This is a genomic window from Streptomyces sp. NPDC006450, assembly GCF_040612195.1.
In the GTDB taxonomy this organism is placed as follows: Bacteria; Actinomycetota; Actinomycetes; order Streptomycetales; family Streptomycetaceae; genus Streptomyces.
Map to the genome: position 1 here is coordinate 1 of NZ_JBEXPT010000074.1, position 26,830 is coordinate 26,830.

A 26,830-nucleotide genomic window follows, 5' to 3' on the forward strand; every position below is an offset into this window, starting at 1 on the left:
CAGGACGACGGCCCGCGGACCCGTCCGCCGGACGGCCTCGCACAGGGCGTCGGCCGGCAGGGCGGCTCCGAACATCCGCACGGGCAGGGCCCGCTCGCCCAGCGCGGCGGCCAGGGCCTCCATCGGGAGGCTGTGCTGCTCGCCGGGCGCGCAGGCCAGGAGCACGGGCGGGGCCGGGCGCCGCTCCGGGGCGGGCCGGATCCGGTGCAGGGCCGCGGAGACGTACCAGGACAGGAGGTGTTCGACCTCCACGTAACGCTCCCCGGCCGAAGCCCACTTGCGGCCCACCGCGTGCAGGGTCGGCGCGATGACCTCCTCCCAGGCGGTGACCGGGCCCAGGTCGGCGAGCACGGCCGCCAGCAGGTCCTCCACGGCCGGCGCGTCCAGCCGTACGGCGGCCCGCGCGAGCCCCCTGCACTCCGGGCGGACGTCCCCGAGGCGCAGCGCGCGGGGCCCACCGGGCGTCGCGGCGGCGGGAACCTCGGCGGCAGGGGCGTCCCGGGCGGCGCCCCGGGCCACCCGGGCCGCCTCGGACGGGGGCGCGCCCTGGGCGGTGAGGCGGCACATCAGCTCCAGCCGGGCGATGTCATCGGGGGTCCAGCGCCGGTGCCGGCCCGCTTCGCGGCGGTCCGGGCCGATGGCGTAGCGGCGCTCCCAGGAGCGCAGCGTGGTCGGCGAGACCCCGAGGCGCCGGGCGACGGCCCCGGTGCCGAGGGCGACGGGCGGGGCCTCGGGCTGGTGCCGGGGCTGCGCGGGTTCGGGCTCCACCTCTCCACCGTACGGCGCGGCGGGCCGGTGGGCGGTCACCCGGATCCCGTGCGGCCCGCGGGGCCCGGCTCCGGCCCGTCCGCGGCTTCCGGACCCGTCCCGCGGCCCCTGCGGAAGCGGTCGAGGCCGTCGGCGAGGCCTACCACCGGGTCGGGGTAGTCGTATTGGGCCCGTTCCAGGCCGGGGAGCCGCCAGGGCTCGTGCACGCGGGGTGCGGGGAGTCCTGCCAGTTCGGGGACCCAGCGGTGGACGTAGCCGCCGTCGGGGTCGTACCGCAGGCCCTGGCGCACCGGGTTGAGGACGCGGTTGGGGCGGGTGTCGGTGCCCGTGCCCGCCGCCCACTGCCAGTTGAGCTGGTTGTTGGCGAGGTCTCCGTCGACGAGGAGTTCCATGAAGTGGCGGGCTCCGACGCGCCAGTCGACGTACAGGGTCTTGGTGAGGAAGCTCGCGACCAGCAGCCGGCCGCGGTTGTGCATCCAGCCTTCGTGGGCCAGTTGGCGCATGGCCGCGTCGACGACCGGGTAACCGGTGCGGCCCTCCTTCCAGGCCAGGGTCTCCTCCTCGGCGGCGGGGCCGGTGCGCCAGCGGTCGCCGCGGTCCCGGTAGTCCGCGGCGGCGGCCCCGGGCCTGGCCGCGAGCACCTGGTGGTGGAAGTCGCGCCAGCACAGCTGCCGTACGAAGGCTTCCGCGCCGGGGCCGCCGGCGGCGCGGGCCCGGTGGACTGCCTCGGTGGACGAGAGCGTGCCGAAGTGCAGGTGCGGGGAGAGCCGGGAGGTGGCGTCGCCGGCCAGGTCGTCATGGGTCTCGCCGTAGCCGTCGATGCCGGAGCGCAGCCAGCGGGCGAGCAGCCGGCGCGCCTCGGGCTCCCCGCCGGTGGCGAGGCCCGGCGAGGTCCCGGAGACGGCGGTCCGCTCGGGCAGGGGCTCGGAGCTGATCGCGTCGGGCACCGGGACGGCGCGGGGTGTGGGGGCGGCGGCCCGCAGGGGGTGCTGCGACCAGTGGCGGTGGTACGGGGTGAAGACGGCGAAGTGGTCGGAGCCGGTGGAACCGGTGGGAGTGACGGCCCCGGGGGCCACTGCGGTGATCACCGCGTCGTGGACGTGGAACCGCCGGCCCTCGGCTTCGAGGGCGCCCCGCAGCCGCTCCTCGCGGGCGTGGGCGTAGGCGCTGACCCCGGCCGCCATGTGGACCTCGTCGGCGTCGGTCTCCCGTACGACGGCCATGGTCGCGGCGACCGGGTCGCCGGACCGTACGACGAGGCGGCCGCCGCGGGAGCGCAGCCCGGCGTCGAGGCCGGCGAGGCAGTCGGCGAGGAAGGCGAGCCGGTTGGGCGGGGCGGCGACCCCAGGGTCGCGCACGAAGAGCGGCACGACCTGCTCGGACGAGGAGAGGGCGGCCCTCAGCGGCGGATGGTCGTGCAGCCGGAGGTCGGAGGTGTAGAGGACCACCGCGACGTTCATGGGGTTCGCTCCGCGTAGGGGGGACGTGGGGACGGGCTGTCGTGAGGTACTTCGCCGCCGGGCCCGATCCCGGATGCGGATGCGGGGGGGGTGCCGTGGCCCGGCGGGGGGCCCGGCCCGGTCAGTCGGCGGCGGCGTCCGCGCGCTCCGCCGCGCGGGCGATGTTGCGTGCCATGCCGCCGAAGACGACGGCGTGGAACGGCGACACGCTCCACCAGTACAGGTGGCCCAGCAGGCCGTGCGGATGGAACAGGGCGCGCTGGCGGTAGCGGGATCCCGCCTCCCCCGGGGACGGCGGATCGGCGTGCAGTTCCAGCCAGGCCAGCCCCGGGAGCCGCATTTCGGCGCGCAGCCGCAGCAGCCGGCCCGGTTCGACCTCCTCCACCCGCCAGAAGTCCAGGGAGTCCCCCACCCGCAGCCGCGCCGCGTCCCGGCGGCCGCGCCGGATGCCGACTCCGCCCACGAGTCGGTCCAGCCAGCCCCGTACGGCCCAGGCCAGCGGGAAGGAGTACCAGCCGTTCTCCCCGCCGATTCCTTCCACCACCCTCCACAGCGCCGCCGCCGGGGCCTCGACGGCGAGCTCCCGTTGGTCGGTGTACAGGCTGCCGCCCGCCCAGTCGGGGTCGGTGGGCAGCGGGTCGCTCGGCGCGCCCGGGACGGAGGCGGAGGACCAGCGGGTGGTCACCCGGGCCTCGCGGATCCGGCGGAGGGCCAGCGCGAGGGCCTCGTCGAAGCCGATGGGCGCGCCCGGCGGGTCCGGGACGTGGACGGCGATGTCGTGCTCGGCGCACACCACCTCGTGCCGCAGGGATTCGGCGAGCGGCCGGGCGAGCGCCCTCGGCACGGGGGTGACCAGGCCGATCCAGTGGCTGGACAGCCTCGGGGTGAGCATCGGGACCCGCAGGATCAGGCGGGCGGGCAGCCGCGCGACGGCGGCGTAGCGGCGCATCATCTCCTCGTACGTGAGCACGTCGGGCCCGCCGATGTCGAAGGCCCGGTTCACCTCGGGCGGCATGCCGGCGCTGCCGACGAGGTAGCGCAGGACGTCGCGCACGGCGATGGGCTGGCAGCGGGTGCCGACCCAGCTGGGGGTGACCATGACGGGCAGCCGTTCGGTCAGGTAGCGCAGCATCTCGAAGGAGGCGGACCCGGACCCGATGACGACGGCGGCGCGCAGCACGGTCGCCGGGACGGCTCCGGCGAGGAAGATCTCCCCGACTTCGGCGCGGGAGCGCAGGTGCGGCGAGAGGGACCGGACGGGGATGTCCGCCGGGGTGAGGCCGCCGAGGTAGACGATGCGGCGGACGCCGGCGGCGCGGGCCTCGTCCGCGAACGCCCGGGCGGCGTCCCGGTCGCGCTTCTCGAAGCCGGAGCCGGTGCCGAGGGAGTGCACGAGGTAGTAGGCGACGTCGATTCCGCTCATCGCCCCGGCGAGGGACGAGGAGTCGGTGACGTCTCCCCGGACGATCTCGGCTTCCCCGGCCCAGGGATGGTCGCGCAGTTTCTCCGGGGAGCGGGCCAGGCAGCGGACCCGGTGGCCGGCGTCCAGGAGTTCGGGTACGAGGCGTCCGCCGATGTATCCGGTGGCCCCGGTGACCAGGCAGTTCTTGCCCGTCATGGCTGTCTCCGCTCGTCGCGCCCTGTTCTTCGGTCCCTCCGCCCCTGCCTCCGATTCTGCGTGGCGCACCGGATCGGATGCGGGATTGACCCGTACGGCACATCCAAGACCCCCCTCGGCTCCGAAGAAGGGATGCCGGGGTGCCCCGGGTGACGGGGTGGCGAGGGAGGAACACGATGACCGAGCGAGGGGTGACGCGCCCGCGGACGGCCGTGATCGGCGGGGGCGTGTCGGGGCTGACGGCGGCGTACGTGCTGGCGCGCTCGCACGAGGTGACCCTGTACGAGGCGGACGACCGGCTGGGCGGGCACGCGCACACCCACGAGCTGAAGGGGCCGGACGGGGTGGTGCGGGCGGTGGATTCGGGGTTCATCGTCCACAACGACCGCACGTACCCACAACTGCTCCGGCTCTTCGGTGAGTTGGGGGTCGCCACCCGGGCGACGACGATGAGCCTGTCGGTCCGCTGCGAGGGGTGCGGGCTGGAGTACGCGGGTGCGCGCGGGCCGCGCGGTCTCTTCGCCCGCGGCCGGTCCGCCGTGAACCCGCAGTACCTGCGGATGCTGGCGCGGATCCCGGCGTTCCACCGGCGGGCCAGGAGGCTGCTGGCCGCCGTCGACGCCCACGCCGACACCGCCGGGACCCGCACGGCCGGAACCCGCACCGCCGGGACCCGCGCGGCCGGGAGCGCCACCGCCGAGACCTCCATCACCGCCGCCGGGATCACCCTGGCCGAGTTCCTCGAACGGGGCCGCTTCGGGGCCTACTTCACCGCGCACTTCGCGATCCCCCTGGTGGCCTCCGTCTGGTCCTGCCCGCCGGACACGGCGCTCGGCTACCCGGCCCGGTACCTGTTCCGGTTCCTGGAGCACCACGGCATGTTGTCGGTGGGCGGCTCGCCGAGCTGGCGCACGGTGGAGGGCGGCTCGGCCCGCTACGTGGAGCGGGTCCGCGAACGGCTGGACGCCGTGTACCTCGCCACTCCCGTACGGGCGCTCGCGCGCACCCCGCGGGGCGTGTCGGTCACCACCGCCGGCGGGGCCACCGACCTCTACGACGCGGTCGTCGTCGCCGTCCACGCCGATCAGGCGCTGCGCCTGCTGGCCGACCCGACGGACGCGGAACGCACCGCGCTCGGCGCCTTCCGCTACTCCCGCAACCGGACCGTGCTGCACACCGACACCTCGGTCCTGCCCCGCACACCCGGCGCCCGGGGCTGCTGGAACTACCGGCTGTCGGGGTGCCGGCCGACCGACGCGCACGTACGGGTCAGCTACGACATGAACCGGCTCCAGGGGCTGGACGGGCCGGAGCCGTACGTGGTCACGCTGAACGCGGGCAAGGAGGTGCGGCCGGAGCTGGTCCTGGCCGAGATGGAGTACGAACACCCCGTCTACACCACGGAGTCGGTGGCCGCCCAGCGGCTGCTGCCCGCACTGTCGGGGCCGGTGACGGCCTTCGCCGGGGCCTACCACGGCTGGGGGTTCCACGAGGACGGCTGCCGTTCGGGCGTGGCGGCTGCCGCCGCACTGGGGGTGCCGTGGTGAACCCCGGCCCGACCGAGCCCCGTCTCTACCTGGCCGACATCCGGCACGTCCGGTCGGGCGGGAGCCGCTACCGGCTGCGGCACCGCACCTATCTCTGGCTGGTGGACCTGGACCTACTCCCCCGCCTCCCCAGGCCGTTGCGACCGCTCGCCCGGTTCGATACGCGTGACCACTTCGGCGGCGGCGCCCCCTCGATCCGGGCCGGACTGGACGCGTTCCTCGCGGCGCGCGGGGCCGGACTCCCTTCAGGATCAAGGGTGTTGATGCTGGCGCACGCCCGGGTGCTCGGCCACGTCTTCAACCCGCTGACCGTGTACTGGTGTCACGGCCCGGACGGCTCCCTGCGCCACGTGGTCGCCGAGGTGCACAACACGTACGGCGAACGGCACTGCTACCTGCTCCCTCCGGAGACCGCCCGGGGCGGCCGGGGCGACCTCGACGTCGCCCCAGTGCCCAAGGAGTTCTACGTCTCCCCCTTCCTGGGAGTGGAGGGCGCCTACCGCATGCAGTTGCCCGAGCCGGGCGAACACCTCGCGCTGAGCGTCCGGCTGGCCGGCGGTACGGACGGTGCCCGCCTGACGGCGACCGTCCGCGGCGAGCGCCGCCCCGCCGGCGCCCGCGGCCTGCTGCGCGCCGCGCTGCGCCGGCCCTGGTCCACCGCCGCCGTCAGCGTCGGCATCCGCTTCCACGGCGTCCGGCTCTGGCTGCGCGGCCTGCCGGTCCGGCCGCGTCCCCGACACGTACCCCAGGAGGGTCTGCAGTGAGCACGTCGACCACCACCACCGCCACCACCGCCCCGGCCGTGCCGCCCTGTTCCCGGGCCAGGGCCGCGGTCGGACGGCTGCTGATCCGCCGGGCCCTGGACCGGTTGCCGCTCCAGGTCCGGATGGGCCCCGACGGGACCCTGGGGCGGGGCGGCCCCGCGATGGCGGTGTACGACCCGGACGCCTTCGAACGCCGGATCGCGGCCGAGGGACTGATCGGCTTCGGCGAGTCGTACCTGGCCGGGGAGTGGGACGCGCGCGACCCGGTCGCCGTCCTGACCGTGCTGGCCGGGCACGTGACGGGGCTGGTCCCGGCTCCGCTCCAGCGGCTGCGCGGTCTGTGGGCCTCCCGGCACCCGGCCTCGGACCGCAACACCCCGGACGGCTCGCGGACGAACGTCCAACGCCACTACGACCTGTCGAACGAGCTCTTCGCCGAGTTCCTCGACCCGACGATGACCTATTCCTCGGCGGTGTTCCGCGCCCTGCCCGCCGGCCGGGAACAGCTCGCCGAGGCCCAGCACCGCAAGATCGACATGCTGTTGGACCTCACGGAGACCGGTCCCGGCACCCGGCTGCTGGAGATCGGCACGGGCTGGGGCGAGCTGGCCGTACGGGCCGCCCGGCGCGGTGCGCACGTGGTCACCCTGACCCTTTCGCGGGAGCAGCGGCAGCTGGCCCTGCGCCGGATCGCGGCCGCCGGGCTGTCCGACCGCGTCGAGGTGCGGCTGTGCGACTACCGGGAGGCCGAGGGGAGCTACGACGCCATCGTGAGCGTCGAGATGATCGAGGCGGTCGGCGCCGAGTACTGGCCGGTCTACTTCGCCACGCTGGACCGGCTGCTGGCGCCGGGCGGGCGGGTCGCGCTCCAGGCGATCACCATGCCGCACGAGCGGATGCTCGCCACCAGGGACACGTACACCTGGATCCACAAGTACATCTTCCCCGGCGGGATGCTGCCGTCCGTGCGGGTGGTGGAGGAGATGGCGCGCTCGCACACCGGACTGCGCGTGACCCGCGCGGAGGCCTACGGCGCCCACTACGCACAGACGCTGCGGCTGTGGCGGGAGCGCTTCGCGGAGCGGGCCGACCGGGTGGCGGAGCTCGGCTTCGACGCGGCGTTCCGGCGGATGTGGACCTTCTACCTGGCGTACTGCGAGGCCGGTTTCGCCTCGGGCTACCTGGACGTGCACCAGTTCCTGCTGACGGCCGCAGCCCCGGAGCCGTCAGCGCCCTCTGCGCCGCCCGTGCCGCCGGAGCTCGCCGCGGACGGTGGTACCCGGTGAACTGGGGTGGCTTCGTCCTCAACCTGGCCGTCGCGGCGGGGGCGGCCCTCGCCGTCATGCTGGCCGCCTTCGCCGTCGGGGTGCGGCTGCGCATGCACCGCGTGGTGGACGTGGCCTGGGGCCTGGGCTTCGTCTCCGTCGCGGTGGCCACGTACGCGCTGTCGGGCGGCCGGCACCCGCTGCCGGCGGCCCTGGCGGTGGTGTGGGGCCTGCGGCTGGCCGGACACATCGCGTGGCGCGGCCGGGGACACGGCGAGGACCCGCGCTACGAGCGGCTGCTCGCCAGGGCTCCGGGCAACCGGACCTGGTACGCGCTGCGCATGGTCTACCTGTTCCAGGCGGCGCTGGTCTGGCTGGTCTCGCTGCCCGTACAGGCGGCGGCGTACGCCACCGGGCGCCCCGGGGCCCTGGCGGTGGCGGGGACGGCGCTGTGGCTGTGCGGGCTGCTCTTCGAGGCGGTCGGCGACCATCAGCTGGCCCGTTTCAAGGCCGATCCCGCGAACCGGGGACGGATCATGGACCGGGGCCTGTGGTCCTGGACCCGGCACCCGAACTACTTCGGCGACTTCTGCGTGTGGTGGGGGCTGTCGCTGACCGCCTGGACCTCGGGCGGAGCAGTGGCGGTGTCGGTGGTCTCCCCGCTCGTGATGTCGTACCTGCTGATCGGCGGCAGCGGGAAGCGCCTGCTGGAGCGGCACATGGCGGACCGCCCCGGCTACGCCGCGTACCGGGCCCGCACCAGCGGCTTCCTGCCCCGGCCGCCCCGGCGTCCCGGCCCGCGCCGCCGCAGGTCACGGGCGGTTTGATCGGGTACGTACTGATGTAGGGGTCGCGTTGGTACAGTCGCGGCATGGCGGTGGACGAACTCGACACACGGATCCTGCGCCTGCTGATCGAGCAGCCGCGCACCAGCGTCCGGGAGTACGCCCGGATCCTCGGCGTCGCGCGCGGCACCCTCCAGGCCCGGCTCGACCGGCTGGAGCGTACCGGGGTGATCACCGGCACGGGGCCCGCGCTCTCCCCCGCCGCACTCGGGCACCCCGTCCTGGCCTTCGTGCACATCGAGGTCACCCAGGGGCACCTGGACGAGGTCGGCGACGCGCTGGCCTCCGTACCCGAGATCATCGAGGCCTTCTCCATCACCGGCGGCGGGGACCTGCTGACCCGGGTGGCCGCGCGGGACAACGCGCACCTCGAGGACGTCATCCAGCGGCTGATCCGGCTGCCCGGCGTGGTGCGCACCCGGACCGAGGTCGCGCTGCGCGAGCGGGTGCCGCACCGCCTCCTCCCCCTCGTCGAGGCCGTGGGACGGGCAGCACGCAAACCCTGACAAGATGGTCGGGACAGGCATGAGCCAGGCACCGGCAGGACGGGCACTACGGATGATCTCCGTCATATTCGATCTCGACGGCACCCTCGTGGACAGCGAGCCGAACTACTACGAGTCCGGGCGGCGCACCCTGGAACGCCACGGGGTCCCCGATTTCACCTGGGAGCAGCACTCCCGGTACATCGGCATCGGCACCCTGGAAACCCTGGAGATCCTCCGGGACGAGTACGGGATCCCGGCCCCGGTGGAGCAACTGCTCGCCGAGCAGAACGCCGCCTACCTGGAGCTCGCCCGGACCCACACCGAGGCCTACCCGGAGATGCGCGCGTTCGTGCGGCGGCTCCACTCCGAGGGCGTCCCGATGGCGGTGGCCTCGGGTTCCTCGCGCGAGGCCATCGACGCGGTCCTGGCGGGCACCGGACTGGACGCGCTGCTGACCACGGTGGTCTCCGCCGAGGAGGTCGCGCAGGGCAAGCCCGCGCCGGACGTGTTCCTGGAGGCGGCGCGCCGGCTGGGCGCGGACCCCGCCGACTGCGTGGTCGTCGAGGACGCGGCGCCGGGCGCCCTGGCCGCGCACGCCGCGGGCATGCGGTGCGTGGCCGTCCCGTACGTGGCGGCCACCGCCGACGACCCGGCCTTCGCGGCGGCCGGGCTCCTCTTTCCCTCCGGGCAGACGGAGTTCAGCGCGGAGAGCGCCTACACCTGGCTCACGGCGGCCCGGGCGGCCTGAGCCGCCGGACACCCCCGAGCGCCGGACGCTTGCGAGTCGCCGGACGCTCCGAGGCGCCGGCCGACACCCCTGAGGCGCCGGACATCCCGGACACCCCGGCTTCCGCGGCCGCCCCGGGGTCGCGGAGGCTCTGGCGTCCTGCGGGCGGCGCTGTCACCATGCCGTGGTGACCGCCACCCTGCTGTCCCCGGGATCCGAGCACGGACCGCGCCGCTGGCCCCTGGTGGGGAACCTCCCCGCCTTCGCCCGCGATCCGCTGGCCTTCTTCGAGTCGCTGCGCGACGACTACGGGGACTGGGTCCCCTGGGCGCTCGGCCCGCAGCGCAACGTCCTGGTCTCGCGGCCGGAGCACGCCGGTGAGCTGCTCGGCGCCGTGGAGTCCACCTTCAGTCCGACCGAACTGGGCTGGGCCTTCCGCCAGTTGCTCGGCAACGGGGTGGTCGTGGCCACCGGCGAGGACTGGCGGCGCAAGCGCGCACTGGTCCAGCCCTCGGTGCGCCCGCGCCAAGTGCGCGCGTACGCGGGCACGATGGTGGAGTGCACCGACGCGCTGGTCTGCGGCTGGAGGGACGGCGCGCGGATCGACGTGCACCGGGAGATGGCCGGTCTCACCCAGCGGATCGCGGTGCGCACCCTGTTCGGGAGCGACGCGGCCGGCCGGGAGGCGCCCATCAGCGCCGCCATGGCCACCGCGCAGCGCGAACTCGGCGCCGAGTTCCGGGGCGTGACGATGTTCCTGCCGCCGTGGGTGCGGACCCCGGGCCGACGCCGGATGCGGGCGGCCGTGGACGTCCTCGACCGTGAGATCGAGCACGTCATACGGGAGCACGAGACGTCCTCGGCGGCCGGGGAGGAGCGGGACGATCTGCTCAGCAGGCTCCTGTCCGCCCGCGACGAGGACGGCGGGCCGCTGTCGCGCACGGAGCTGCGGGACGAGTCGATCACCCTGTACATCGGCGGCCACGAGACCACGTCCACCACCCTGACCTGGGCCTGGCAGCTGCTCTCGGGGGCGCCGGAGGCACGCGAGCGGCTGACGGAGGAGCTCGACCGGGTGCTCGGCGGCCGGCTGCCCGCATACGAGGACTACGCGCGGCTGCCCTGGACCCAGCAGGTGGTCAAGGAAGCGCTGCGGATCTACCCGCCGATCTGGCTGATCTCCGCGGTGGCGAGGGAGGGCGCCACCCTCGGCGGGCGTCCGGTCCCGGCCGGCCTGTCGGTGTGGACCAGCCCGTGGTCGGTGCACCGGGACGCGCGCTGGTTCCCGGAGCCGGAGGCCTTCCGCCCCGAGCGGTGGGATGCGGACGCCGCTCACCAGATCCCGGAACACGCCTGGTTCCCCTTCGGCGGCGGCCCGCGCGCCTGCCTGGGCGCCCGTTTCGCCCTGGTCGAGGCCGCCCTCGTGCTGGCCGTCGTGACCCAGCGCTTCCACCTGGACAGCGGTCCGACCCGCGCCAGGGTCCTCCCGGGACTCACCCTCCAGCCCAGGGACCCGGTCCTGGCCACGCTCCGCGCGCACCGCTCCTGAGGGATCCCGTCCCGGCGGGGAGACCGCGAGCCCAGGCCGAAGGCGGCCTGGGCGGTGGCGGACCGGCTGCTCGGCGACCCGGACCACGCGCTCCGGGCTCCGGGCTCCGGGCTCCGGGCTCCGGGAAGATCTCGGCGCCGCCCCCAGTTAGTAGAACCGTGAACGAAATCGCGGTGCAGGACGTGGACGTGGTGGTCGTGGGCGCGGGGCAGGCCGGACTGTCGGGCGCCTACCACCTGGGCCGGGCGGGCATCGGCCACGTGGTCCTGGACCACGCGCCGCGCCCGGGCGGCGCCTGGCAGTTCCGCTGGCCCTCGCTCACCTACGGCAAGGTCCACGGCATGCACGCACTGCCCGGGATGGAACTCACCGGCGCCGATCCGCTGCGCCCCTCCTCCGAGGTGATCGCGGAGTACTTCGCCGCCTACGAGGACCGCTTCGGCCTGCGCGTACGCCGCCCCGTCGACGTCACCGCCGTACGCGACGGGGCGGACGGCCGGCTGAGGGTGGAATCCCGGTCCGGGACCTGGTCGGCGCGGGCGCTGATCAACGCCACCGGGACCTGGGACCGCCCGTTCTGGCCGCGCTACCCGGGGCAGGAGATCTTCGGGGGCCGCCAGCTGCACACGGCGGACTACCCGGGGCCGGCCGAGTTCGCCGGAGCCCGGGTCATCGTGGTGGGCGGCGGCACCTCGGCGGTGCAGCACCTGCTGGAGATCGCCGAGGTGGCGGCCGGGACCACCTGGGTCACCCGCCGGCCGCCGGTGTTCCGCGACGGGAGCTTCGGCGAGGCGCAGGGCCGTGCGGCGGTGGCCCTGGTGGAGGACCGGGTACGGCGGGGCTTGGCGCCCCGGAGCGTGGTCAGCGTGACCGGACTGCCGCTGAACGAGGCCGTCCGGGGCGGGCTGGAGTCGGGCGTCCTGGACCGCCGGCCGATGTTCGACCACCTCACGAGGACGGGTGCCGTCTGGCCGGACGGCAGCGGGGTCGAAGCGGACGTGATCCTGTGGGCCACCGGCTTCCGCCCCGCCATCGACCACCTGGCTCCGCTGCGCCTGCGCAAGCCCGGCGGCGGCATCCGGCTCGACGGCACCCGCGCGGTCCGCGACGAGCGGATCCACCTGGTCGGCTACGGCCCTTCGGCGTCGACCATCGGCGCCAACCGCGCGGGCGGCGCGGCGGTCCGCGAGATCCACCGCCTGCTGACCCGCATCCGGGCCGACGTCCACTAGACCGTCCGCTCAGGTCGTGCGCGAGGCGGCCCTGATCCGGTTGAACTCGGCCACGTGCCGCTTGTGTTGTTCGTACGTCGCCGAAAAGCGGGTGTCCCCCTGCTTCACGGTGACGAAGAAGAGCCAGTCTCCGGGGGTCGGGGCCACCGCGGCCGACATGGCCTGCAGGCCGGGGCTGTCGATCGGGGTGGGCGGCAGTCCCTGGCGCTCGTAGGTGTTGAAGGGGCTGTCGATCTTCGTCTCGCTCAGCTTGGTGTCCACCGTGGAGCGGTTCAGCGCGTAGTTGATGGTGGAGTCCATCTGGAGCGGCATCGATTTCGCCAGCCGGTTGTGGACCACCCGGGCGACCTTGCCCATGTCCGCGCGGGTCTCGGCCTCCGCCTCGATGATGCTCGCGAGGGTGGCCGTCTGGTACGGGGTCATCCCGTGTGCCTTGCCGCCGTCCGCGACGGCCTTGGTGGCGAGGCTCTTGTTGGCCGTCTCGACCATGTAGGTGAGCAGTGAGGCCGGGGTGGACTGCGAGGTCACCGGGTAGGTGGCCGGGAAGAGGTACCCCTCCGGATTGCCCTTCGCCTCGGCGGGCAGGGGCAGGGCCGTCGTGGCGGCCGCGGCCTTGGCGGAGCCGGCCGGGAGCTTCAGCTCGCGGTCGATGGCGGCATAGACCTGTGGGGCCCGCCAGCCCTCGGGGATCAGCAACTGGCGCGGCTTCTCGGGCGGTTTCTCGCCGGGAAACAGGGGGATCAGGAGGGCTGCCCCGAGTCCCAGGACGGTTCCGAGGAAGAGCGCCAGCCTGCCCCGGCGGGTGAGCCGGGAACGGCGCGGTGACGGCGGCCGGTTCTCATGACGCATGCGGGCACGCTAACCCGCGAACCACCGGATTCCCGACATCCGACCCGTGTGCCGGTCATACGATCACACATTCACCGGGGTCGGCTGGGTTCCGCGCAGGGTGTCCGGCTTGAACGTCCCGGGCTTGAGCAGATCGGCCTTGCGCATCTCCGAACCGAGCGCCCCGGACACGAGCCCTCCGGACGCCGGGCCCTCCGGCTTCAGCGCAGTCTCCCGGTCGCGGCGCACGAGGGCGGCGTACCGGCCGTCGGCCTTCAGCAGTTCCTCGTGGGTGCCGCGCTCCGCGATGCGACCTGCGTCGAGCACCACGATCTGGTCGGCATCGCGGACGGTGGAGAGGCGGTGGGCGATGGTGATGGTGGTGCGCCCCTGGGAGAGGTTGTCGATGGCGCGCTGCACGGCGTGCTCGGTGCGGGTGTCCAGCGCACTGGTGGCCTCGTCGAGGATGAGCACGGGCGGATCGCGCAGGATGGTGCGCGCGATGGCCAGGCGCTGCTTCTCCCCGCCGGAGAACCGGTAGCCGCGCTCGCCGACCAGGGTGTCGTACCCGTCGGGCAGGGACTCGATGTGATCGTGGATCTGGGCCGCGCGCGCCGCCGCCGCTATCTCCTCGTCGGTGGCGTCGGGCTTGGCGAAGCGCAGGTTGTCGGCGACGGAGGCGTGGAAGAGGTAGGTCTCCTGGGAGACCACGCCGATGGAGCGTGCCAGGGAGTCGAAGTCGAGATCGCGCACGTCCACGCCGTCGAGGGCGACCCGGCCACCGGTGACGTCGTACAGCCGGGGCACGAGGTAGCTGAGCGTGCTCTTGCCGGATCCGGTCGGACCGACCACCGCGAGGGAGCCGCCGGCCGGGACCGTGATGTCGATGCCCGTCAGGGTGGGGCCGCTCTTGGTGTCGTAGGCGAAGTGGACGTCCTCCAGGCGGACCTCGCCCTTGGCGCGGTCGAGGCGGACGGGGTCCTCGCGCTCGGTGATGTCCACCGGCAGGTCGAGGTACTCGAAGATGCGGGCGAAGAGCGCCAGCGAGGTCTGGATCTGGACGCCGGTGGACATCAGGCTCACGGCGGGCCGGAACAGGCCCTGCTGGAGGGTGACGAAGGCGACGAGGGTGCCGACCGAGAGCGAGGGGGCTCCGGTCTGCAGGGCTATGCCCGCAGCCCAGTAGATGAGCGCGGGCATGGCGGCCATGACGATGCCGATGGTGGACATCCGCCAGCGCCCGGCCATGCTGGAGCGCACTTCGAGGTCGACGAGCTTCTCGGACTCCTCCGCGAAGGAGGTGGTGAGCGAATCGGCGCGGCCCATCGTGCGGCCCAGCAGGATGCCGCTGACCGACAGGGACTCGGTGACCGTCGCGGCCATCGCCGCCATCTGCTTCTGGCGCTGCGCGGTGATCTTCTTGCGCTCGCCGCCGACACGGCGGCTGATCCACACGAAGACGGGCAGCAGGGCGAGCGAGACGAGCGTGAGCCGCCAGTCGAGCGCGAGCATCGCGACGACGGAGGCGATGACGGCCGTCGCGTTCGAGACGAGGGAGGTCGCCGTGGAAGTGACCGTGGCCTGCATGCCGCCGATGTCGTTGGCGATGCGGGACTGCACCTCGCCGGTGCGCGTACGCGTGAAGAAGGCCAGCGGCATCCGCTGGAGCTGCGCGTAGACGGCGGTCCGCAGGTCGTGCATGACGCGCTGGCCGACGGTGGTGGATATCAGGGTCTGGAGCACACCGAAGATGCTGGTGACGACGGCGGTCGCGATCATGCCGAGGGCGAGCAGGCTGAGCAGCCCGGTACGGCCCTGCGGGATCGCTACGTCGAGGATCTCCTTCAGCAGGAAGGGGGTGGCGACCCCGACCAGCGAGGAGGCGGCGACGAGCACGCCGACGACGGCGAGGCGGCCCCGGTAAGGCCGGAAGAGCCCGACGATGCGGCGCAGCTCACGCGGACGCTCGTCCGGGGCGGGACCTCGGGGGTCGAGGGATTCTTTCGAGGGTTCCCACTCGGGTTCTTTGGGGCGCATGGGCCTCCTTCATGACAGGGGACGAGACTCGAATGAGCATAGCTCATTGTTACCTATGCTCACAATGAATCTGGTCCTGATATCGTTCCCATTATGAGGACCGCAGCATGAGCACCGCTTCCGAGACCGACACCGGCCAGGGCACCGGCGGCGTCGACAGCGCCGACACGACGGGCACCACCGACACCACCGACGGCGTGCTCGCCGAGCAGCTCCTGCGCCTGACCCGGCGGCTCCACCGCATCCAGAAGCGCCATCTGGAGCCGCTCGGCATCACCCCGGCCCAGTCCCGGCTGCTGCGCACGGTCGCCCACCTCTCCACGGCCCGGCCTCCCCGGATGGCGGACCTCGCCGCCCGCCTGGAGGTGGTGCCCCGTGCCGTGACCACCCTGGTCGACGGGCTGGAGAGCGCCGAGTGCGTCCGCCGCGTGCCCGACCCGGAGAACCGCCGCGTCATAAGGATCGAGCTCACCGACACCGGCCGCGCCACGCTGCGCCGCCTGCGCAACGCGCGAACCGGCGCCGCAGAGGAGATCCTGGCTCCATTGACCGCCGATCAGCGCGAGGTGCTCGGCGGCCTGCTGAACGCTCTGGCGGACGCTCCGGCGGAGCACGGCTGCTGACGGGCGGCGGTCCGGCCGGTACAGGGCCGGTGCTGCGCCGAACGAGTGAGAACGACGGACACGGCGCGAGTCGAGGGGCTGCAGATGCCACTGCTGGAACCGAAGCCGGGGGCCCTGCGCCCGCGCACCCTCAGCGGCCCCGCACCCGATCGGGTGCCCGAGCGCAGGTCCACGGGCACCCCCGAGCCGCTGCGGAGCGATCTGGCCGAGCTGCTGGGCGCCGACAAGGTGCTCTCGGGCATCTCCGACCTGGTCCGCTACGCCTCCGACGCCTCCCCGTACCGGTTCCTGCCGCAGGTCGTCGTGATCGCCGAGGACATCGACGACATCTCCGCCGTCCTGTCCTACGCCCACGGCAAGCAGCGCGACGTGGTCTTCCGGGCCGCCGGGACCTCGCTCAACGGCCAGGCGCAGGGCGAGGACATCCTCGTCGACGTCCGCCGCCACTGGGCCGGGGTCGAGGTGCTGGAGGAGGGGCTGCGCGCCCGGATCCAGCCCGGCACCACCGTCGTGCGCGCCAACGCCGCGCTCGCCCGGCACGGTCGCGTCCTGGGCCCCGACCCGGCCAGCGCCATCGCCTGCACCCTCGGCGGAGTCGTCGCGAACAACGCCTCCGGCATGACCGCGGGCACCACGAGGAACTCGTACCGCACCCTGTCCTCCCTCACCTTCGTCCTGCCGAGCGGCACCGTCGTGGACACCGCCGACCCGCTCGCCGACGAGGAGCTGCAGCGGGCCGAGCCCGCCCTGTGCCACGGCCTGATGGAGATCAAGAAGGAGATCGAGGCCGATCCGGAGCTCGTCGCCCGCATCCGCGCCAAGTACGAGATCAAGAACACCACCGGCTACCGCCTCGACGCCTACCTCGACGGCGCCACCCCGGTGGAGATCCTGCGCGGGCTGATGGTCGGCTCCGAGGGCACCCTGGGCTTCATCGCCGAGGTCGTCTTCGACACCCTGCCGCTGGACCGCGAGCTCACCAGCGCCCTGCTCTTCTTCCCCTCACTGCCCGCCGCTGCCGCCGCCGTACCGCTCTTCAACGAGGCGGGGGCGCTGGCGGTCGAGCTGATGGACGGGAACACCCTGCGCGCCTCGGTGAGCGTCGCCGGCGTCCCCGCCGACTGGGCCGGGCTGCCCAAGGACACCACCGCGCTGCTGGTGGAGTTCCGGGCCCCCGACGAGGCCGGCCGCGCCGAGTACGAGCGGCGCGCCGCCGGGGTACTGGCCGGGCTGGACCTGGTGGCCCCGGTGGCCTCGGTGACCAACGCCTTCACCCGCGACGCCAAGACCATCTCCGGCTACTGGAAGGCCCGCAAGGCCTTCGTCACCGCCGTCGGCGGCGCCCGCGCCTCCGGTACCACCCTGATCACCGAGGACTTCGCGGTTCCCCCGTCCCGGCTGGCCGAGGCCTGCGAGGCCCTCCTCGCGCTCCAGGCGGAGCACGGCTTCGACGCCGCCGTCGCCGGCCACGCCGCCCACGGCAACCTGCACTTCCTGCTCGCCTTCGACGCCGCCCGGCCCGCGGACGTGGAGCGGTACGCCGCGTTCATGGAGGCCTTCTGCCGGCTCACCGTGGAGCGCTTCGACGGCTCCCTGAAGGCCGAGCACTCCACCGGCCGCAACATGGCCCCCTTCCTGGAACTGGAGTGGGGGCCCCGGGCCACCGAGATGATGTGGCGCACCAAGCGGGTCGTCGACCCCGACCTGGTGCTCGCCCCGCGGATCCTCCTGGACCGCGACCCGAAGGCGCACCTGCGCGGCCTCAAGACGATCCCGCAGGTGGAGGCCGTCGCCGACCCCTGTATCGAGTGCGGGTTCTGCGAACCGACCTGCCCCAGCGAGGACCTGACGACCACCCCGCGCCAGCGGATCGTGCTGCGCCGGGAGATGATGCGCCAGCAGCCCGGCTCCCCCGTGCTCGACGGTCTGCTCGACGCGTACGGCTACGACGCCGTGGACACCTGCGCCGGGGACTCCACCTGCAAGCTCGCCTGCCCCGTCGGTATCGACACCGGCGCCCTGATGAAGGACTTCCGCCACCGCCGGCACAGCCCGCGCGAGGAGCGCGCGGCCGAACTCGCGGCCCTGCGGTTCGGCGCGGTCGAAGTGGCCGCGCGGCTGGCCGTGGCCGCCGCCGACAAGATCACCGACGCCGTCGGGGACCGGATCCTGCAGGCCGTGACGGCGGCCGCGCGCAAGGCCGTACGACCCGACCTGGTTCCCGAATGGCTGCCGCAGGTCCCCGGCGCCGCGGCCCGCGCACTGCCCGCCACCCGGCGCGTGGGCGCCGCCGCGGTGTACTACCCGGCCTGCGTCAACCGGATCTTCGGCGGGCCGGACGGCCGGCCCGGTCCCTCCCTTCCGGAAGCCGTGGTGGCGGTGTCCGAGCGGGCCGGAAGGCCGGTGTGGATCCCCGGGGACGTCAGGGGCACCTGCTGCGCGACGATCTGGCATTCCAAGGGGTACGACGCCGGCAACCGTGTGATGGCCAACCGGATCGTGGAGGCAGCCTGGGGCTGGACGGCCGGCGGGCGGCTGCCGCTCGTGGTCGACGCGTCCTCCTGCACCCTGGGCATCGCGCACGAGGTGGTCCCGTACCTGACCGACGACAACCGGGCGCTCCACGCCGAGCTGCGGATCGTCGACTCCGTCGTCTGGGCCGCCGAGGAGCTGCTGCCGCACCTGGAGGTCCGGCGCACGGTGGGCTCGGCGGTGCTCCACCCCACCTGTTCGATGCGGCACCTGGACGACGAGGCACAGCTGCGGGCGGTGGCCGAGGCCTGCGCCGACGAGGTGGTGGTCCCGTACGACGCGGGGTGCTGCGCCTTCGCGGGCGACCGCGGCATGCTGCACCCGGAGCTGGCGGAGTCGGCGACGGCGCGCGAGGCCGCCGAGGTGACGGCACGGGAGTTCGACGCGCACCTGTCGGCGAACCGGATGTGCGAGGTGGGCATGGACCGGGCCACGGGCCGCAGCTACTACTCGACGCTCCTGGAACTGGAGCGCGCCACCCGCCCCTGAGGCACCCTGCGGTCACCCGGGCCACAAGCCTGCCCGCGCAGAGCTTTGGCCAACGGAAAATCAATTGCCCCGGACCGGCCCCGAACGCGAACCTTGCACGGTTTGGAACACTCGACCAGTCATGGGGCGTCATGCAGATCAGCGATCTTCCGTATCCGGACCCAGGGGTACCCGATGCTCGCTCCGGCCCCCGATTCCTCTGGTGGCTGGGTCGGGGCCAACTCGGCGGACAGGCCAAGAGCCTGGGCTGGGGACTGCTCCACTTCGGCGGCATCGCGGGCCTGCCGTACACCGTGGGCCTGGGCATCGACGCGGTCGTGGACCGCGACGGCGCCCGACTGCTGTGGGTCGGCGGCCTGATCGCGCTGCTCGGCGTCGCGATCTCGCTCGGCGACGCGATGCTGCACCGCACCGCCGTCACCAACTGGATCACCGCCGCAGCGCGGGTCCAGCAGTTGCTCGCCCGCAAGACCGCCGAGCTCGGCTCCGCCCTGACCCAGCGGGTCGCGGCGGGCGAGGTGGTGGCCGTCTCCACGGGCGACGTGGAGAAGATCGGCTGGTTCGTCGAGGCGGTCTCCCGCTTCCTGGCCGCCGCCCTGACCCTGGTCATCGGCTGTGTCGTCCTGCTGTTCTACGCGCCCACGATCGGCGTGGTCGTGGCCCTCGGCATGCCGGTGCTCGCCCTGGCCGTCCTGCCGCTGCTGCCGCGCGCCACCCAACGCGCCGACCTCCAGCGGGAGAAGGCGGGCAAGGCCACCGAGCTGGCCTCGGACACCGTGGCGGGTCTGCGGGTCCTGCGCGGCATCGGCGGCGAGGAACTCTTCCTCGGCCGCTACCGCGAGGCCTCCCAGGCGGTCCGCGAAGCTGCCGTGCACAGTGCCCGGATGTGGGCCCTGATCTCCGCGATCCAGGTGCTGCTGCCGGGAGCGCTGCTGGTCACGGTGGTCTGGTACGGGTCCGCGCTCGTCCTGGACGGCCGGCTGGACGTCGGTGAACTCGTCGCCGCCTTCAGCGCGGTGGCGACCATGCTCTACCCGCTGCGGCACTTCGAGGAGATCGCGATGGCGTACTCCTTCTCGCGCCCCTCCGCCAAGCGGGCGGCGCGGGTGCTGTCGCTGACGCGGACCGACGCGATGGCCGAGGCCGGCGCGGAGCCGGCCGCCTCCGCGCAACCGGTTGCCGCCGCGGGGCCCGTTGCCGCCGCCGAGGTCGCCCGTCCCCCGGCCCCCGGCGCAGACCTGTACGACCCGGAGACCGGACTGCTGGTCCCCGCGGGCCGGTTCACCGCCGTGGTGTGCGGGGACCCCGACCTGGCGGGCCGGCTCGCGGAGCGACTGGGCGGGCACCCGATGGACGCCGCGGCGGGGCCCTCCGTCCTGCTGGGCGGGGTCGCGCTGGACGAGCTCGCACTCGACACCGCGCGCACGCTGGTCCTCGTACAGGACAAGGATCCGGTCCTGCTGTCCGGGACGCTGCGCGCCCTGTTCGACGTACCGGCGTCCGGGGCGGTCGAAGCGCCGGCCGCGCTCGCGGCGGCCCAGTGCGCGGACGTACTGGACGCCCTGCTGCAGTCGGCCCCGGACGGGGTGGACGACCCGATGGACGCCCGGATCACCGAGCGCGGCCGCTCGCTGTCCGGCGGGCAGCGCCAGCGGCTGGCACTGGCACGGTCCCTGGTGACCGATCCCGAGGTACTGGTGCTGGACGAGCCGACCTCGGCGGTCGACTCGCACACCGAGGCCCGGATCGCGGACGGGATCGCGGCCCTGCGCGCCGGTCGCACGACGGTGGTACTGGCTTCCTCGCCCCTGCTGCTGGACCGCGCCGACCGGGTCGTCCTGATCCACGAAGGCAAGGCGGTGGCGAGCGGCAGACACCGCGAACTGCTGCACGGCGACCCGCGCTACCGGGCGGTCGTCACCCGCGAGACCGAGGAAGAACAGCGGCTCCCGCAGCTGGAATCCGTACTGACCGAGATCGAGGAATCCGCATGATCGGCGTGGCGCCGCCGCAATACGACCCGGCCGCCCCGGAAACGGCCGCGACCCTGCCCGTGGGCAGCTCCGCGACGGTACGGAGCTACGTGCGCGGCCTGTTCCGCCGCCACCGGCGGGCCTTCCTGGTCCTGGTGGGGGTCAACACCGTCGCGGTGATCGCCTCCATGGTCGGCCCCTACCTGCTGGGCCAGGTCGTGGACCGGCTCTCGGAAGGGGCCCGCGAACTCCATCTGGGCCGGGTGGGACTGCTGTTCGCCCTGGCGCTCGGCGTCCAGACCGTGTTCGTGCGGCTGGTCCGGCTGCGGGGGGCGATGCTCGGCGAGGAGATGCTGGCCGATCTGCGCGAGGACTTCCTCGTACGGTCGGTGGGCCTGCCGCCGGGCGTGCTGGAGCGCGCGGGAACCGGTGACCTGCTGTCGCGGATCACCACCGACATCGACCGGCTGGCCAACGCGATGCGCGAGGCCGTGCCGCAGCTGGCCATCGGCGTGGTGTGGGCGGGGCTACTCTACGGGGCGCTCGCCGTGACCGCGCCGCCGCTGGCGCTGGCCGCGCTGGTGGCGCTGCCGGTGCTGGTGATCGGATGCCGCTGGTACTTCAAGCGGGCGCCCCGGGCCTACCGTTCGGAGGCGGCCGGGTACGCGGCGGTCGCCGCCGTGCTCACCGAGACGGTGGACGCGGGCCGCACCATCGAGGCGCACCGCCTCGGCGGGCGCCGGATCGAGCTCTCGGAGCGGCGCATCAAGGAGTGGACGGCGTGGGAGCGGTACACGCTGTTCCTGCGGACGGTCCTCTTCCCCGTCGTCAACGTCACCTACGTGACGATCCTCGGCTCGGTGCTGATGATCGGCGGGTACTGCGTGATCCAGGGCTGGATGTCGGTGGGGCAGCTGACCACGGGCGCCCTGCTCGCGCAGATGATGGTCGACCCGATCGGCCTGATCCTGCGCTGGTACGACGAACTGCAGATCGCGCAGGTCTCGCTGGCCCGGCTGGTGGGCGTGCGGGAGATCGAGCCGGACGCGGGCGACGTGGCGGTCTCCCCGGAGGGCAGGGACGTCAGGGCGGACCAGGTGCACTTCGGGTACCGCGAGGGCGTGGACGTACTGCACCAGGTGTCGATGTCGGTGCCGCCGGGCACCCGGATGGCGCTGGTCGGGCCCTCGGGCGCCGGCAAGTCCACCCTGGGCCGGCTCCTGGCGGGCATCTACGCACCGCGGACCGGTGAGATCACCCTCGGCGGGGCGCGGCTGTCGCAGATGCCGGCGGAGCGGGTGCGCGAGCACGTGGCCCTGGTCAACCAGGAGCACCACGTGTTCGTGGGTTCCCTGCGGGACAACCTGCGCCTCGCGCGCACGGAGGCCGCGGACGCCGAGCTGTGGGCGGCGCTCGGCGCCGTCGACGCGCAGGACTGGGCGCGGGCGCTGGACGCCGGTCTGGACACCGAGGTCGGCTCGGGAGCCTCGGCCCTGACCCCGGCACAGGCGCAGCAGATCGCGCTGGCCCGACTGGTGCTGGCCGATCCGCACACCCTCGTACTGGACGAGGCCACCTCGCTGCTGGACCCGCGCGCGGCCCGGCACCTGGAGCGCTCGCTGGCCCGGGTGCTGGACGGCCGCACGGTGATCGCGATCGCGCACCGGCTGCACACCGCGCACGACGCGGACGTGATCGCGGTGGTCGAGGCCGGCCGCATCACCGAGCTCGGCTCGCACGACGCCCTGGTCGAGGCGGACGGGGCGTACGCCGCACTGTGGCGCTCCTGGCACGGCTGATCCGCCGCAACCCGCCCGCCCTGTACCGCGCCTACGTGGTCCAGGGCAGGCGGACGGCCTCGATCTCGGGGTCGGTGAGCAGCGCTTCGACGAGCGGCCGGGGGCCGCAGACCTTGGTGGCCCAGAGGTCGTAGTCGGTGAAGACGACCCAGGAGCGGTCCGCGGCCCACAGGTTGGAGGGCGTGCAGAGGACCTCCGGGTTGTCGAAGAGGGCACCGGCATCGCCCAGCCGGCCCGAGCGGACGTGCCTGGTCTCGAAGTCCTGCATGACCAGGGGGTTGTAGTACGCCAGACAGGGAGTGTCCGCTCCCTGGGAACTGTGTGCGGTGAGGAAGCGGATCAGCTGGTCCCACGTGGGCCGGTCGAGACTGCCCTCGGCGGGCCACTCGATGGTGCCGAGGCGGTGCTTCAGTCTCTTCGCCGACGGGAAGCAGCGGAAGCAGGGATAGGTGCCCTGCGGCACGACCGGATCGCCGAGGCGAGCGGCCAGCTCCGCCCAGCGCAGCCGCTCCCAGCCCGGGCCCGGGTGCTCGTCCCGGCTCCGGCTGCCGTTGACCGAGTCCCCGGCGGTCGTGCCGCGCTCGTACATGCCGCCGAGCACCCAGGCGGCATCAGGGAGCCCGGGTGCCTCGTATCCGGTCAGGCCGTCGTCCTGGGAGAGCTCCGCGAGCCAGTCGGTGGCGGTGGCGTGCGCGGGGGGCCACAGGGCGAGGACGTCTTCGGACATCCGGCCAGGCTACGGGCGGCTAGATGAAGCCGAGGGCCGAGGCTCCGCCGACTCCGCCGAGGAGCATGAAGACGGGCATGAGGACCTTGAGCTCCACCCAGCTGCCGGCGCGGAAGCGCATCATCTTCGGCGGGCCGATCGGGTACCAGCGCTTGCCCGCGATGGGCAGGGGCCACAGGATCGGGCAGCCGGAGACGGTCAGGGCGTCACCGATGTCGTGGACCAGGGCGCCGAGCACGATCGGGAGGCCGAGCCACAGGTATTCCTGGCCGGGGGCGGTGAAGAGCCAGTCGGAGCCGTTGCCGGGCTGGTCGAGCACGCCGGCCAGTATCCAGGCGCTGGTCGCGCCGAGCAGCCAGACCAGGATGTCGCTGGACATGCGGGCGGCCCGCCACAGCAGGCCTTCGACGGCGAGGACCAGGTGGATGAAGAGGAGGGCGAGGACGCCCCAGCGGTCCGCGGTGACGGCGATCGCGGAGGAGCCTGCGCCGATCAGGACGGCCCAGACCCAGGTGTGGGTCAGGGTCCGGTGGCCACCGGTGCGGCGGGCGTCGCGCGGGGCCCGGGTGGCTTTGTAGACCCCGTAGGAGATCTTGTCGACCACCTCGCACAGGACCCGGGAGAGCGGACCGAAGGCGCGGGAGATCGTCGCCGACTTGTGGTCCAGGTCGGGGGCGAGGGCGGCTCCTGCACAGATGAGCGCGCCGACGACGAGGACGGGCCAGGGCATCGGGTGCCCGGAGGCCGCCGCCGCGGCGCCCACCCCCAGCCAGGCCGCTGCGCCGGACAGTGAGTGCGCCGGACCCATCATGGTCGTTCCCGCCCCGGTGGTGTGCTGGTCGGGCCCTGTTGACGGTGTCGTTCGGGCCGCATCGACGGCACAGCGTACCGTCGATGATCTTCCTTCTGTCCGCCGGTTCCCTGATCCGGGGGGAAGCCAGGCAAGATGGGGGGTGTGACCCTCATTGATCAGCTCCCGCCGAACGCCGACCCCGACGCCCTCTTCGAGGCTTTCTCCTCGTGGGCGGAGGACCAGGGCATCACCCTGTACCCGGCTCAGGAGGAAGCGCTGATCGAGGTCGTGTCGGGCGCGAACGTGGTCCTGTCCACCCCGACCGGCTCCGGCAAGAGCCTGGTGGCGGCGGGCGCGCACTTCACGGCCCTGGCCCAGGACAAGGTCACCTTCTACACCGCGCCGATCAAGGCGCTGGTGTCGGAGAAGTTCTTCGACCTGTGCAAGCTCTTCGGCACCGAGAACGTCGGCATGCTGACCGGCGACGCCTCGGTGAACTCGGACGCGCCGGTGATCTGCTGCACCGCCGAGGTGCTGGCATCGATCGCCCTGCGCGACGGCAAGTACGCCGACATCGGCCAGGTCGTGATGGACGAGTTCCACTTCTACGCGGAACCGGACCGCGGCTGGGCCTGGCAGATCCCAATCCTGGAGCTGCCGCAGGCACAGTTCATCCTGATGTCGGCGACGCTCGGCGACATGAAGCGGTTCGAGGAGGACCTGACCCGGCGCACCGGCCGGCCCACCTCCGTGGTCCGCTCCGCCACCCGGCCCGTCCCGCTGTCGTACGAGTACGTCACGACGCCGATCACCGACACCATCACCGAGCTGCTGGAGACCCGGCAGGCGCCGGTCTACATCGTGCACTTCACCCAGGCCCAGGCGGTCGAGCGGGCGCAGTCGCTGATGAGCATCAACATGTGCACCCGCGAGGAGAAGGACAAGATCGCCGAGCTGATCGGCAACTTCCGCTTCACCACCAAGTTCGGCCAGAACCTCTCGCGCTACGTCCGGCACGGCATCGGCGTGCACCACGCGGGCATGCTGCCCAAGTACCGCCGCCTGGTGGAGAAGCTGGCCCAGGCCGGTCTGCTGAAGGTCATCTGCGGCACCGACACCCTCGGCGTCGGCGTCAACGTCCCGATCCGCACGGTGCTGTTCACGGCCTTGACGAAGTACGACGGCACCCGGGTCCGCACGCTGCGCGCCCGCGAGTTCCACCAGATCGCCGGCCGCGCCGGCCGGGCCGGCTTCGACACCGCCGGCTATGTGGTGGCCCAGGCGCCCGAGCACGTCATCGAGAACGAGAAGGCGCTCGCCAAGGCGGGCGACGACCCGAAGAAGCGCCGCAAGGTGGTCCGCAAGAAGGCCCCCGAGGGCTTCGTGGCCTGGTCGGACACCACCTTCGAGAAGCTCATCGCCGCCGACCCGGAAGCACTGACCTCGCGCTTCAAGGTCACCAACATCATGCTCCTGTCGGTCATCGCCCGGCCCGGCGACGCCTTCAAGGCGATGCGCCACCTGCTCGAGGACAACCACGAGCCGCGCAAGGCCCAGCTGCGCCACATCCGGCGGGCCATCGCCATCTACCGCTCCCTGCTGGACGGCGGTGTCGTCGAGAAGCTCGACACCCCGGACGCCGAGGGCCGCACGATCCGGCTGACCGTCGACCTCCAGCAGGACTTCGCACTGAACCAGCCGCTGTCCACCTTCGCGCTGGCCTCCTTCGACCTGCTGGACCCGGAGTCCCCCTCCTACGCGCTGGACATGGTCTCGGTGGTGGAGTCCACGCTGGACGACCCGCGCCAGATCCTCGCCGCCCAGCAGAACAAGGAACGCGGCATGGCCGTGGGCGCGATGAAGGCCGACGGGGTCGAGTACGAGGAGCGGATGGAGCGGCTCCAGGAGATCACCTATCCCAAGCCGCTCGAAGAGCTGCTCCTGCACGCCTACGACGTGTACAGCAAGAGCCACCCGTGGGTCCGCGACCACCCCGTCTCCCCGAAGTCGATCATCCGCGACATGTACGAACGCGCGATGACCTTCACCGAGTTCACCTCGTACTACGAACTGGCGCGCACCGAGGGCATCGTGCTGCGCTACCTGGCGAGCGCCTTCAAGGCTCTGGACCACACCATCCCCGACGACCTCAAGTCGGAGGACCTCCAGGACCTGATCGAGTGGCTCGGCGAGCTGGTCCGCCAGGTCGACTCCAGCCTGCTCGACGAGTGGGAGCAGCTGGCGAACCCGGAGGTGGAGACGGCGGAGCAGGCCCAGGAGAAGGCCGACCAGGTCAAGCCGGTCACCGCGAACGCGCGCGCCTTCCGCGTCCTGGTCCGCAACGCCATGTTCCGCCGGGTCGAGCTGGCGGCGCTGGACCACGTCAACGTGCTGGGCGAGCTGGACGGCGACTCCGGCTGGGACGCCGACGCCTGGGGCGAGGCCATGGACGGCTACTGGGACGAGTACGACGACCTGGGTACGGGCCCCGACGCACGCGGCCCCAAGCTGCTCCAGATCGAGGAGGACCCGGCGCACGGCCTGTGGCGCGTCCGGCAGACCTTCGCCGACCCCAACGGGGACCATGGCTGGGGCATCAGCGCCGAGGTCGACCTCGCGGCCTCCGACGAGGAGGGCCGCGCGGTCCTGCGCGTCACCTCGGTCGGCGAACTCGGCCAGCTCTGACCTCCTCCCGGCTCCGCCCGGGCCGGCACCCGATCCGCAACCCACCACCGCCCCGCAACCGACCGGCGCCGTCACGGACGC

General features: G+C 73.3%; 20 protein-coding genes. 13 read left to right on the forward strand and 7 right to left on the reverse strand.

What is annotated here, in order from left to right; translation table 11 throughout:
- From ABZY57_RS21280 to ABZY57_RS21290, 3 genes are all read right to left on the reverse strand, one after another.
- Positions 1-768: MerR family transcriptional regulator (locus tag ABZY57_RS21280; protein ID WP_356514140.1), on the reverse strand; the 768-nt coding region annotated here is incomplete at its 3' end.
- Positions 769-803: 35 nt separating this feature from the next.
- On the reverse strand, positions 804-2,228 hold the full coding sequence (locus ABZY57_RS21285; protein WP_356514142.1) for a deoxyribodipyrimidine photo-lyase: 1,425 nt from the start codon (positions 2,226-2,228) through the stop codon (positions 804-806).
- Positions 2,229-2,349: 121 nt separating this feature from the next.
- Positions 2,350-3,846: an SDR family oxidoreductase gene (locus ABZY57_RS21290; protein ID WP_356514144.1), complete on the reverse strand. Its 1,497-nt coding sequence runs from the start codon at positions 3,844-3,846 to the stop codon at positions 2,350-2,352.
- Between the two features lie 176 nt (positions 3,847-4,022).
- Here ABZY57_RS21290 and ABZY57_RS21295 point away from each other — a divergent pair, with 176 nt between their 5' ends.
- The 8 genes from ABZY57_RS21295 to ABZY57_RS21330 all read left to right on the forward strand — a co-directional run bounded on the left by ABZY57_RS21295 (position 4,023) and on the right by ABZY57_RS21330 (position 12,263).
- On the forward strand, positions 4,023-5,393 hold the full coding sequence (locus ABZY57_RS21295) for an FAD-dependent oxidoreductase (protein WP_356514146.1): 1,371 nt from the start codon (positions 4,023-4,025) through the stop codon (positions 5,391-5,393).
- Entirely contained in the window at positions 5,390-6,157 is a 768-nt protein-coding gene (locus ABZY57_RS21300) for a DUF1365 domain-containing protein (protein ID WP_356514148.1), read from the forward strand. The genes ABZY57_RS21295 and ABZY57_RS21300 overlap by 4 nt, the downstream gene beginning before the upstream one ends.
- The gene (locus ABZY57_RS21305) at positions 6,154-7,443 is read left to right on the forward strand and encodes a cyclopropane-fatty-acyl-phospholipid synthase family protein (RefSeq protein WP_356514150.1); all 1,290 of its coding nucleotides are present in this window, start codon (positions 6,154-6,156) and stop codon (positions 7,441-7,443) included. The genes ABZY57_RS21300 and ABZY57_RS21305 overlap by 4 nt, the downstream gene beginning before the upstream one ends.
- A gap of 56 nt (positions 7,444-7,499) precedes the next feature.
- Positions 7,500-8,249: a DUF1295 domain-containing protein gene (locus ABZY57_RS21310; RefSeq protein WP_356514187.1), complete on the forward strand. Its 750-nt coding sequence runs from the start codon at positions 7,500-7,502 to the stop codon at positions 8,247-8,249.
- Between the two features lie 44 nt (positions 8,250-8,293).
- Positions 8,294-8,773, forward strand: a complete 480-nt coding sequence (locus ABZY57_RS21315) for an Lrp/AsnC family transcriptional regulator (protein ID WP_356514152.1) — start codon at positions 8,294-8,296, stop codon at positions 8,771-8,773.
- Positions 8,774-8,825: 52 nt separating this feature from the next.
- A complete protein-coding gene (locus ABZY57_RS21320; protein ID WP_356514154.1) occupies positions 8,826-9,503 on the forward strand; it encodes an HAD family phosphatase in 678 nt (225 codons plus the stop codon).
- Positions 9,504-9,669: 166 nt separating this feature from the next.
- Complete coding sequence (locus tag ABZY57_RS21325; protein WP_356514156.1) at positions 9,670-11,031, forward strand: cytochrome P450; 1,362 nt, start codon at positions 9,670-9,672, stop codon at positions 11,029-11,031.
- Between the two features lie 158 nt (positions 11,032-11,189).
- Entirely contained in the window at positions 11,190-12,263 is a 1,074-nt protein-coding gene (locus tag ABZY57_RS21330; protein WP_356514158.1) for an NAD(P)-binding domain-containing protein, read from the forward strand.
- Positions 12,264-12,272: 9 nt separating this feature from the next.
- Here the strand turns inward: ABZY57_RS21330 and mltG are convergent, their stop codons facing one another.
- On the reverse strand, positions 12,273-13,112 hold the full coding sequence (gene mltG, locus ABZY57_RS21335) for an endolytic transglycosylase MltG (protein ID WP_356514160.1): 840 nt from the start codon (positions 13,110-13,112) through the stop codon (positions 12,273-12,275).
- Positions 13,113-13,175: 63 nt separating this feature from the next.
- Positions 13,176-15,128, reverse strand: a complete 1,953-nt coding sequence (locus ABZY57_RS21340) for an ABC transporter ATP-binding protein (RefSeq protein WP_356514162.1) — start codon at positions 15,126-15,128, stop codon at positions 13,176-13,178.
- Positions 15,129-15,235: 107 nt separating this feature from the next.
- Between ABZY57_RS21340 and ABZY57_RS21345 the strand changes: the two genes are divergently transcribed.
- The 4 genes from ABZY57_RS21345 to ABZY57_RS21360 all read left to right on the forward strand — a co-directional run bounded on the left by ABZY57_RS21345 (position 15,236) and on the right by ABZY57_RS21360 (position 22,544).
- Complete coding sequence (locus tag ABZY57_RS21345; RefSeq protein ID WP_356514164.1) at positions 15,236-15,751, forward strand: MarR family transcriptional regulator; 516 nt, start codon at positions 15,236-15,238, stop codon at positions 15,749-15,751.
- 84 nt (positions 15,752-15,835) lie between these two features.
- Positions 15,836-18,772 carry an FAD-binding and (Fe-S)-binding domain-containing protein gene (locus ABZY57_RS21350; RefSeq protein WP_356514166.1) on the forward strand — a complete coding sequence of 979 codons (2,937 nt, stop codon included), beginning with the start codon at positions 15,836-15,838 and terminating at the stop codon, positions 18,770-18,772.
- Positions 18,773-18,903: 131 nt separating this feature from the next.
- Positions 18,904-20,766 carry an ABC transporter ATP-binding protein gene (locus ABZY57_RS21355; protein WP_356514168.1) on the forward strand — a complete coding sequence of 621 codons (1,863 nt, stop codon included), beginning with the start codon at positions 18,904-18,906 and terminating at the stop codon, positions 20,764-20,766.
- Positions 20,763-22,544 (forward strand): ABC transporter ATP-binding protein, encoded by a 1,782-nt coding sequence (locus ABZY57_RS21360; RefSeq protein ID WP_356514170.1) that lies wholly within the window; start codon positions 20,763-20,765, stop codon positions 22,542-22,544. The genes ABZY57_RS21355 and ABZY57_RS21360 overlap by 4 nt, the downstream gene beginning before the upstream one ends.
- Before the next feature lie 31 nt (positions 22,545-22,575).
- Here the strand turns inward: ABZY57_RS21360 and ABZY57_RS21365 are convergent, their stop codons facing one another.
- Complete coding sequence (locus ABZY57_RS21365; protein WP_356514172.1) at positions 22,576-23,271, reverse strand: hypothetical protein; 696 nt, start codon at positions 23,269-23,271, stop codon at positions 22,576-22,578.
- Positions 23,272-23,290: 19 nt separating this feature from the next.
- On the reverse strand, positions 23,291-24,082 hold the full coding sequence (locus tag ABZY57_RS21370; protein WP_356514174.1) for a metal-dependent hydrolase: 792 nt from the start codon (positions 24,080-24,082) through the stop codon (positions 23,291-23,293).
- A 144-nt stretch (positions 24,083-24,226) separates the two neighbouring features.
- Here ABZY57_RS21370 and ABZY57_RS21375 point away from each other — a divergent pair, with 144 nt between their 5' ends.
- Positions 24,227-26,749 carry a DUF3516 domain-containing protein gene (locus ABZY57_RS21375; protein ID WP_356514176.1) on the forward strand — a complete coding sequence of 841 codons (2,523 nt, stop codon included), beginning with the start codon at positions 24,227-24,229 and terminating at the stop codon, positions 26,747-26,749.
- Positions 26,750-26,830 lie beyond the last annotated feature (81 nt).

Coding starts and splice junctions, on each gene's coding strand:
- ABZY57_RS21295 (WP_356514146.1), top strand. CDS start 4,023: ATGACCGAGCGAGGGGTGACGCGCCCGCGGACGGCCGTGATCGGCGGG.
- ABZY57_RS21285 (WP_356514142.1), bottom strand. CDS start 2,228: ATGAACGTCGCGGTGGTCCTCTACACCTCCGACCTCCGGCTGCACGAC.
- ABZY57_RS21340 (WP_356514162.1), bottom strand. CDS start 15,128: ATGCGCCCCAAAGAACCCGAGTGGGAACCCTCGAAAGAATCCCTCGAC.
- ABZY57_RS21345 (WP_356514164.1), top strand. CDS start 15,236: ATGAGCACCGCTTCCGAGACCGACACCGGCCAGGGCACCGGCGGCGTC.
- ABZY57_RS21355 (WP_356514168.1), top strand. CDS start 18,904: ATGCAGATCAGCGATCTTCCGTATCCGGACCCAGGGGTACCCGATGCT.
- ABZY57_RS21320 (WP_356514154.1), top strand. CDS start 8,826: ATGATCTCCGTCATATTCGATCTCGACGGCACCCTCGTGGACAGCGAG.
- ABZY57_RS21360 (WP_356514170.1), top strand. CDS start 20,763: ATGATCGGCGTGGCGCCGCCGCAATACGACCCGGCCGCCCCGGAAACG.
- ABZY57_RS21350 (WP_356514166.1), top strand. CDS start 15,836: ATGCCACTGCTGGAACCGAAGCCGGGGGCCCTGCGCCCGCGCACCCTC.
- ABZY57_RS21315 (WP_356514152.1), top strand. CDS start 8,294: ATGGCGGTGGACGAACTCGACACACGGATCCTGCGCCTGCTGATCGAG.
- ABZY57_RS21365 (WP_356514172.1), bottom strand. CDS start 23,271: ATGTCCGAAGACGTCCTCGCCCTGTGGCCCCCCGCGCACGCCACCGCC.
- ABZY57_RS21290 (WP_356514144.1), bottom strand. CDS start 3,846: ATGACGGGCAAGAACTGCCTGGTCACCGGGGCCACCGGATACATCGGC.
- mltG (WP_356514160.1), bottom strand. CDS start 13,112: ATGCGTCATGAGAACCGGCCGCCGTCACCGCGCCGTTCCCGGCTCACC.
- ABZY57_RS21310 (WP_356514187.1), top strand. CDS start 7,500: ATGCTGGCCGCCTTCGCCGTCGGGGTGCGGCTGCGCATGCACCGCGTG.
- ABZY57_RS21370 (WP_356514174.1), bottom strand. CDS start 24,082: ATGATGGGTCCGGCGCACTCACTGTCCGGCGCAGCGGCCTGGCTGGGG.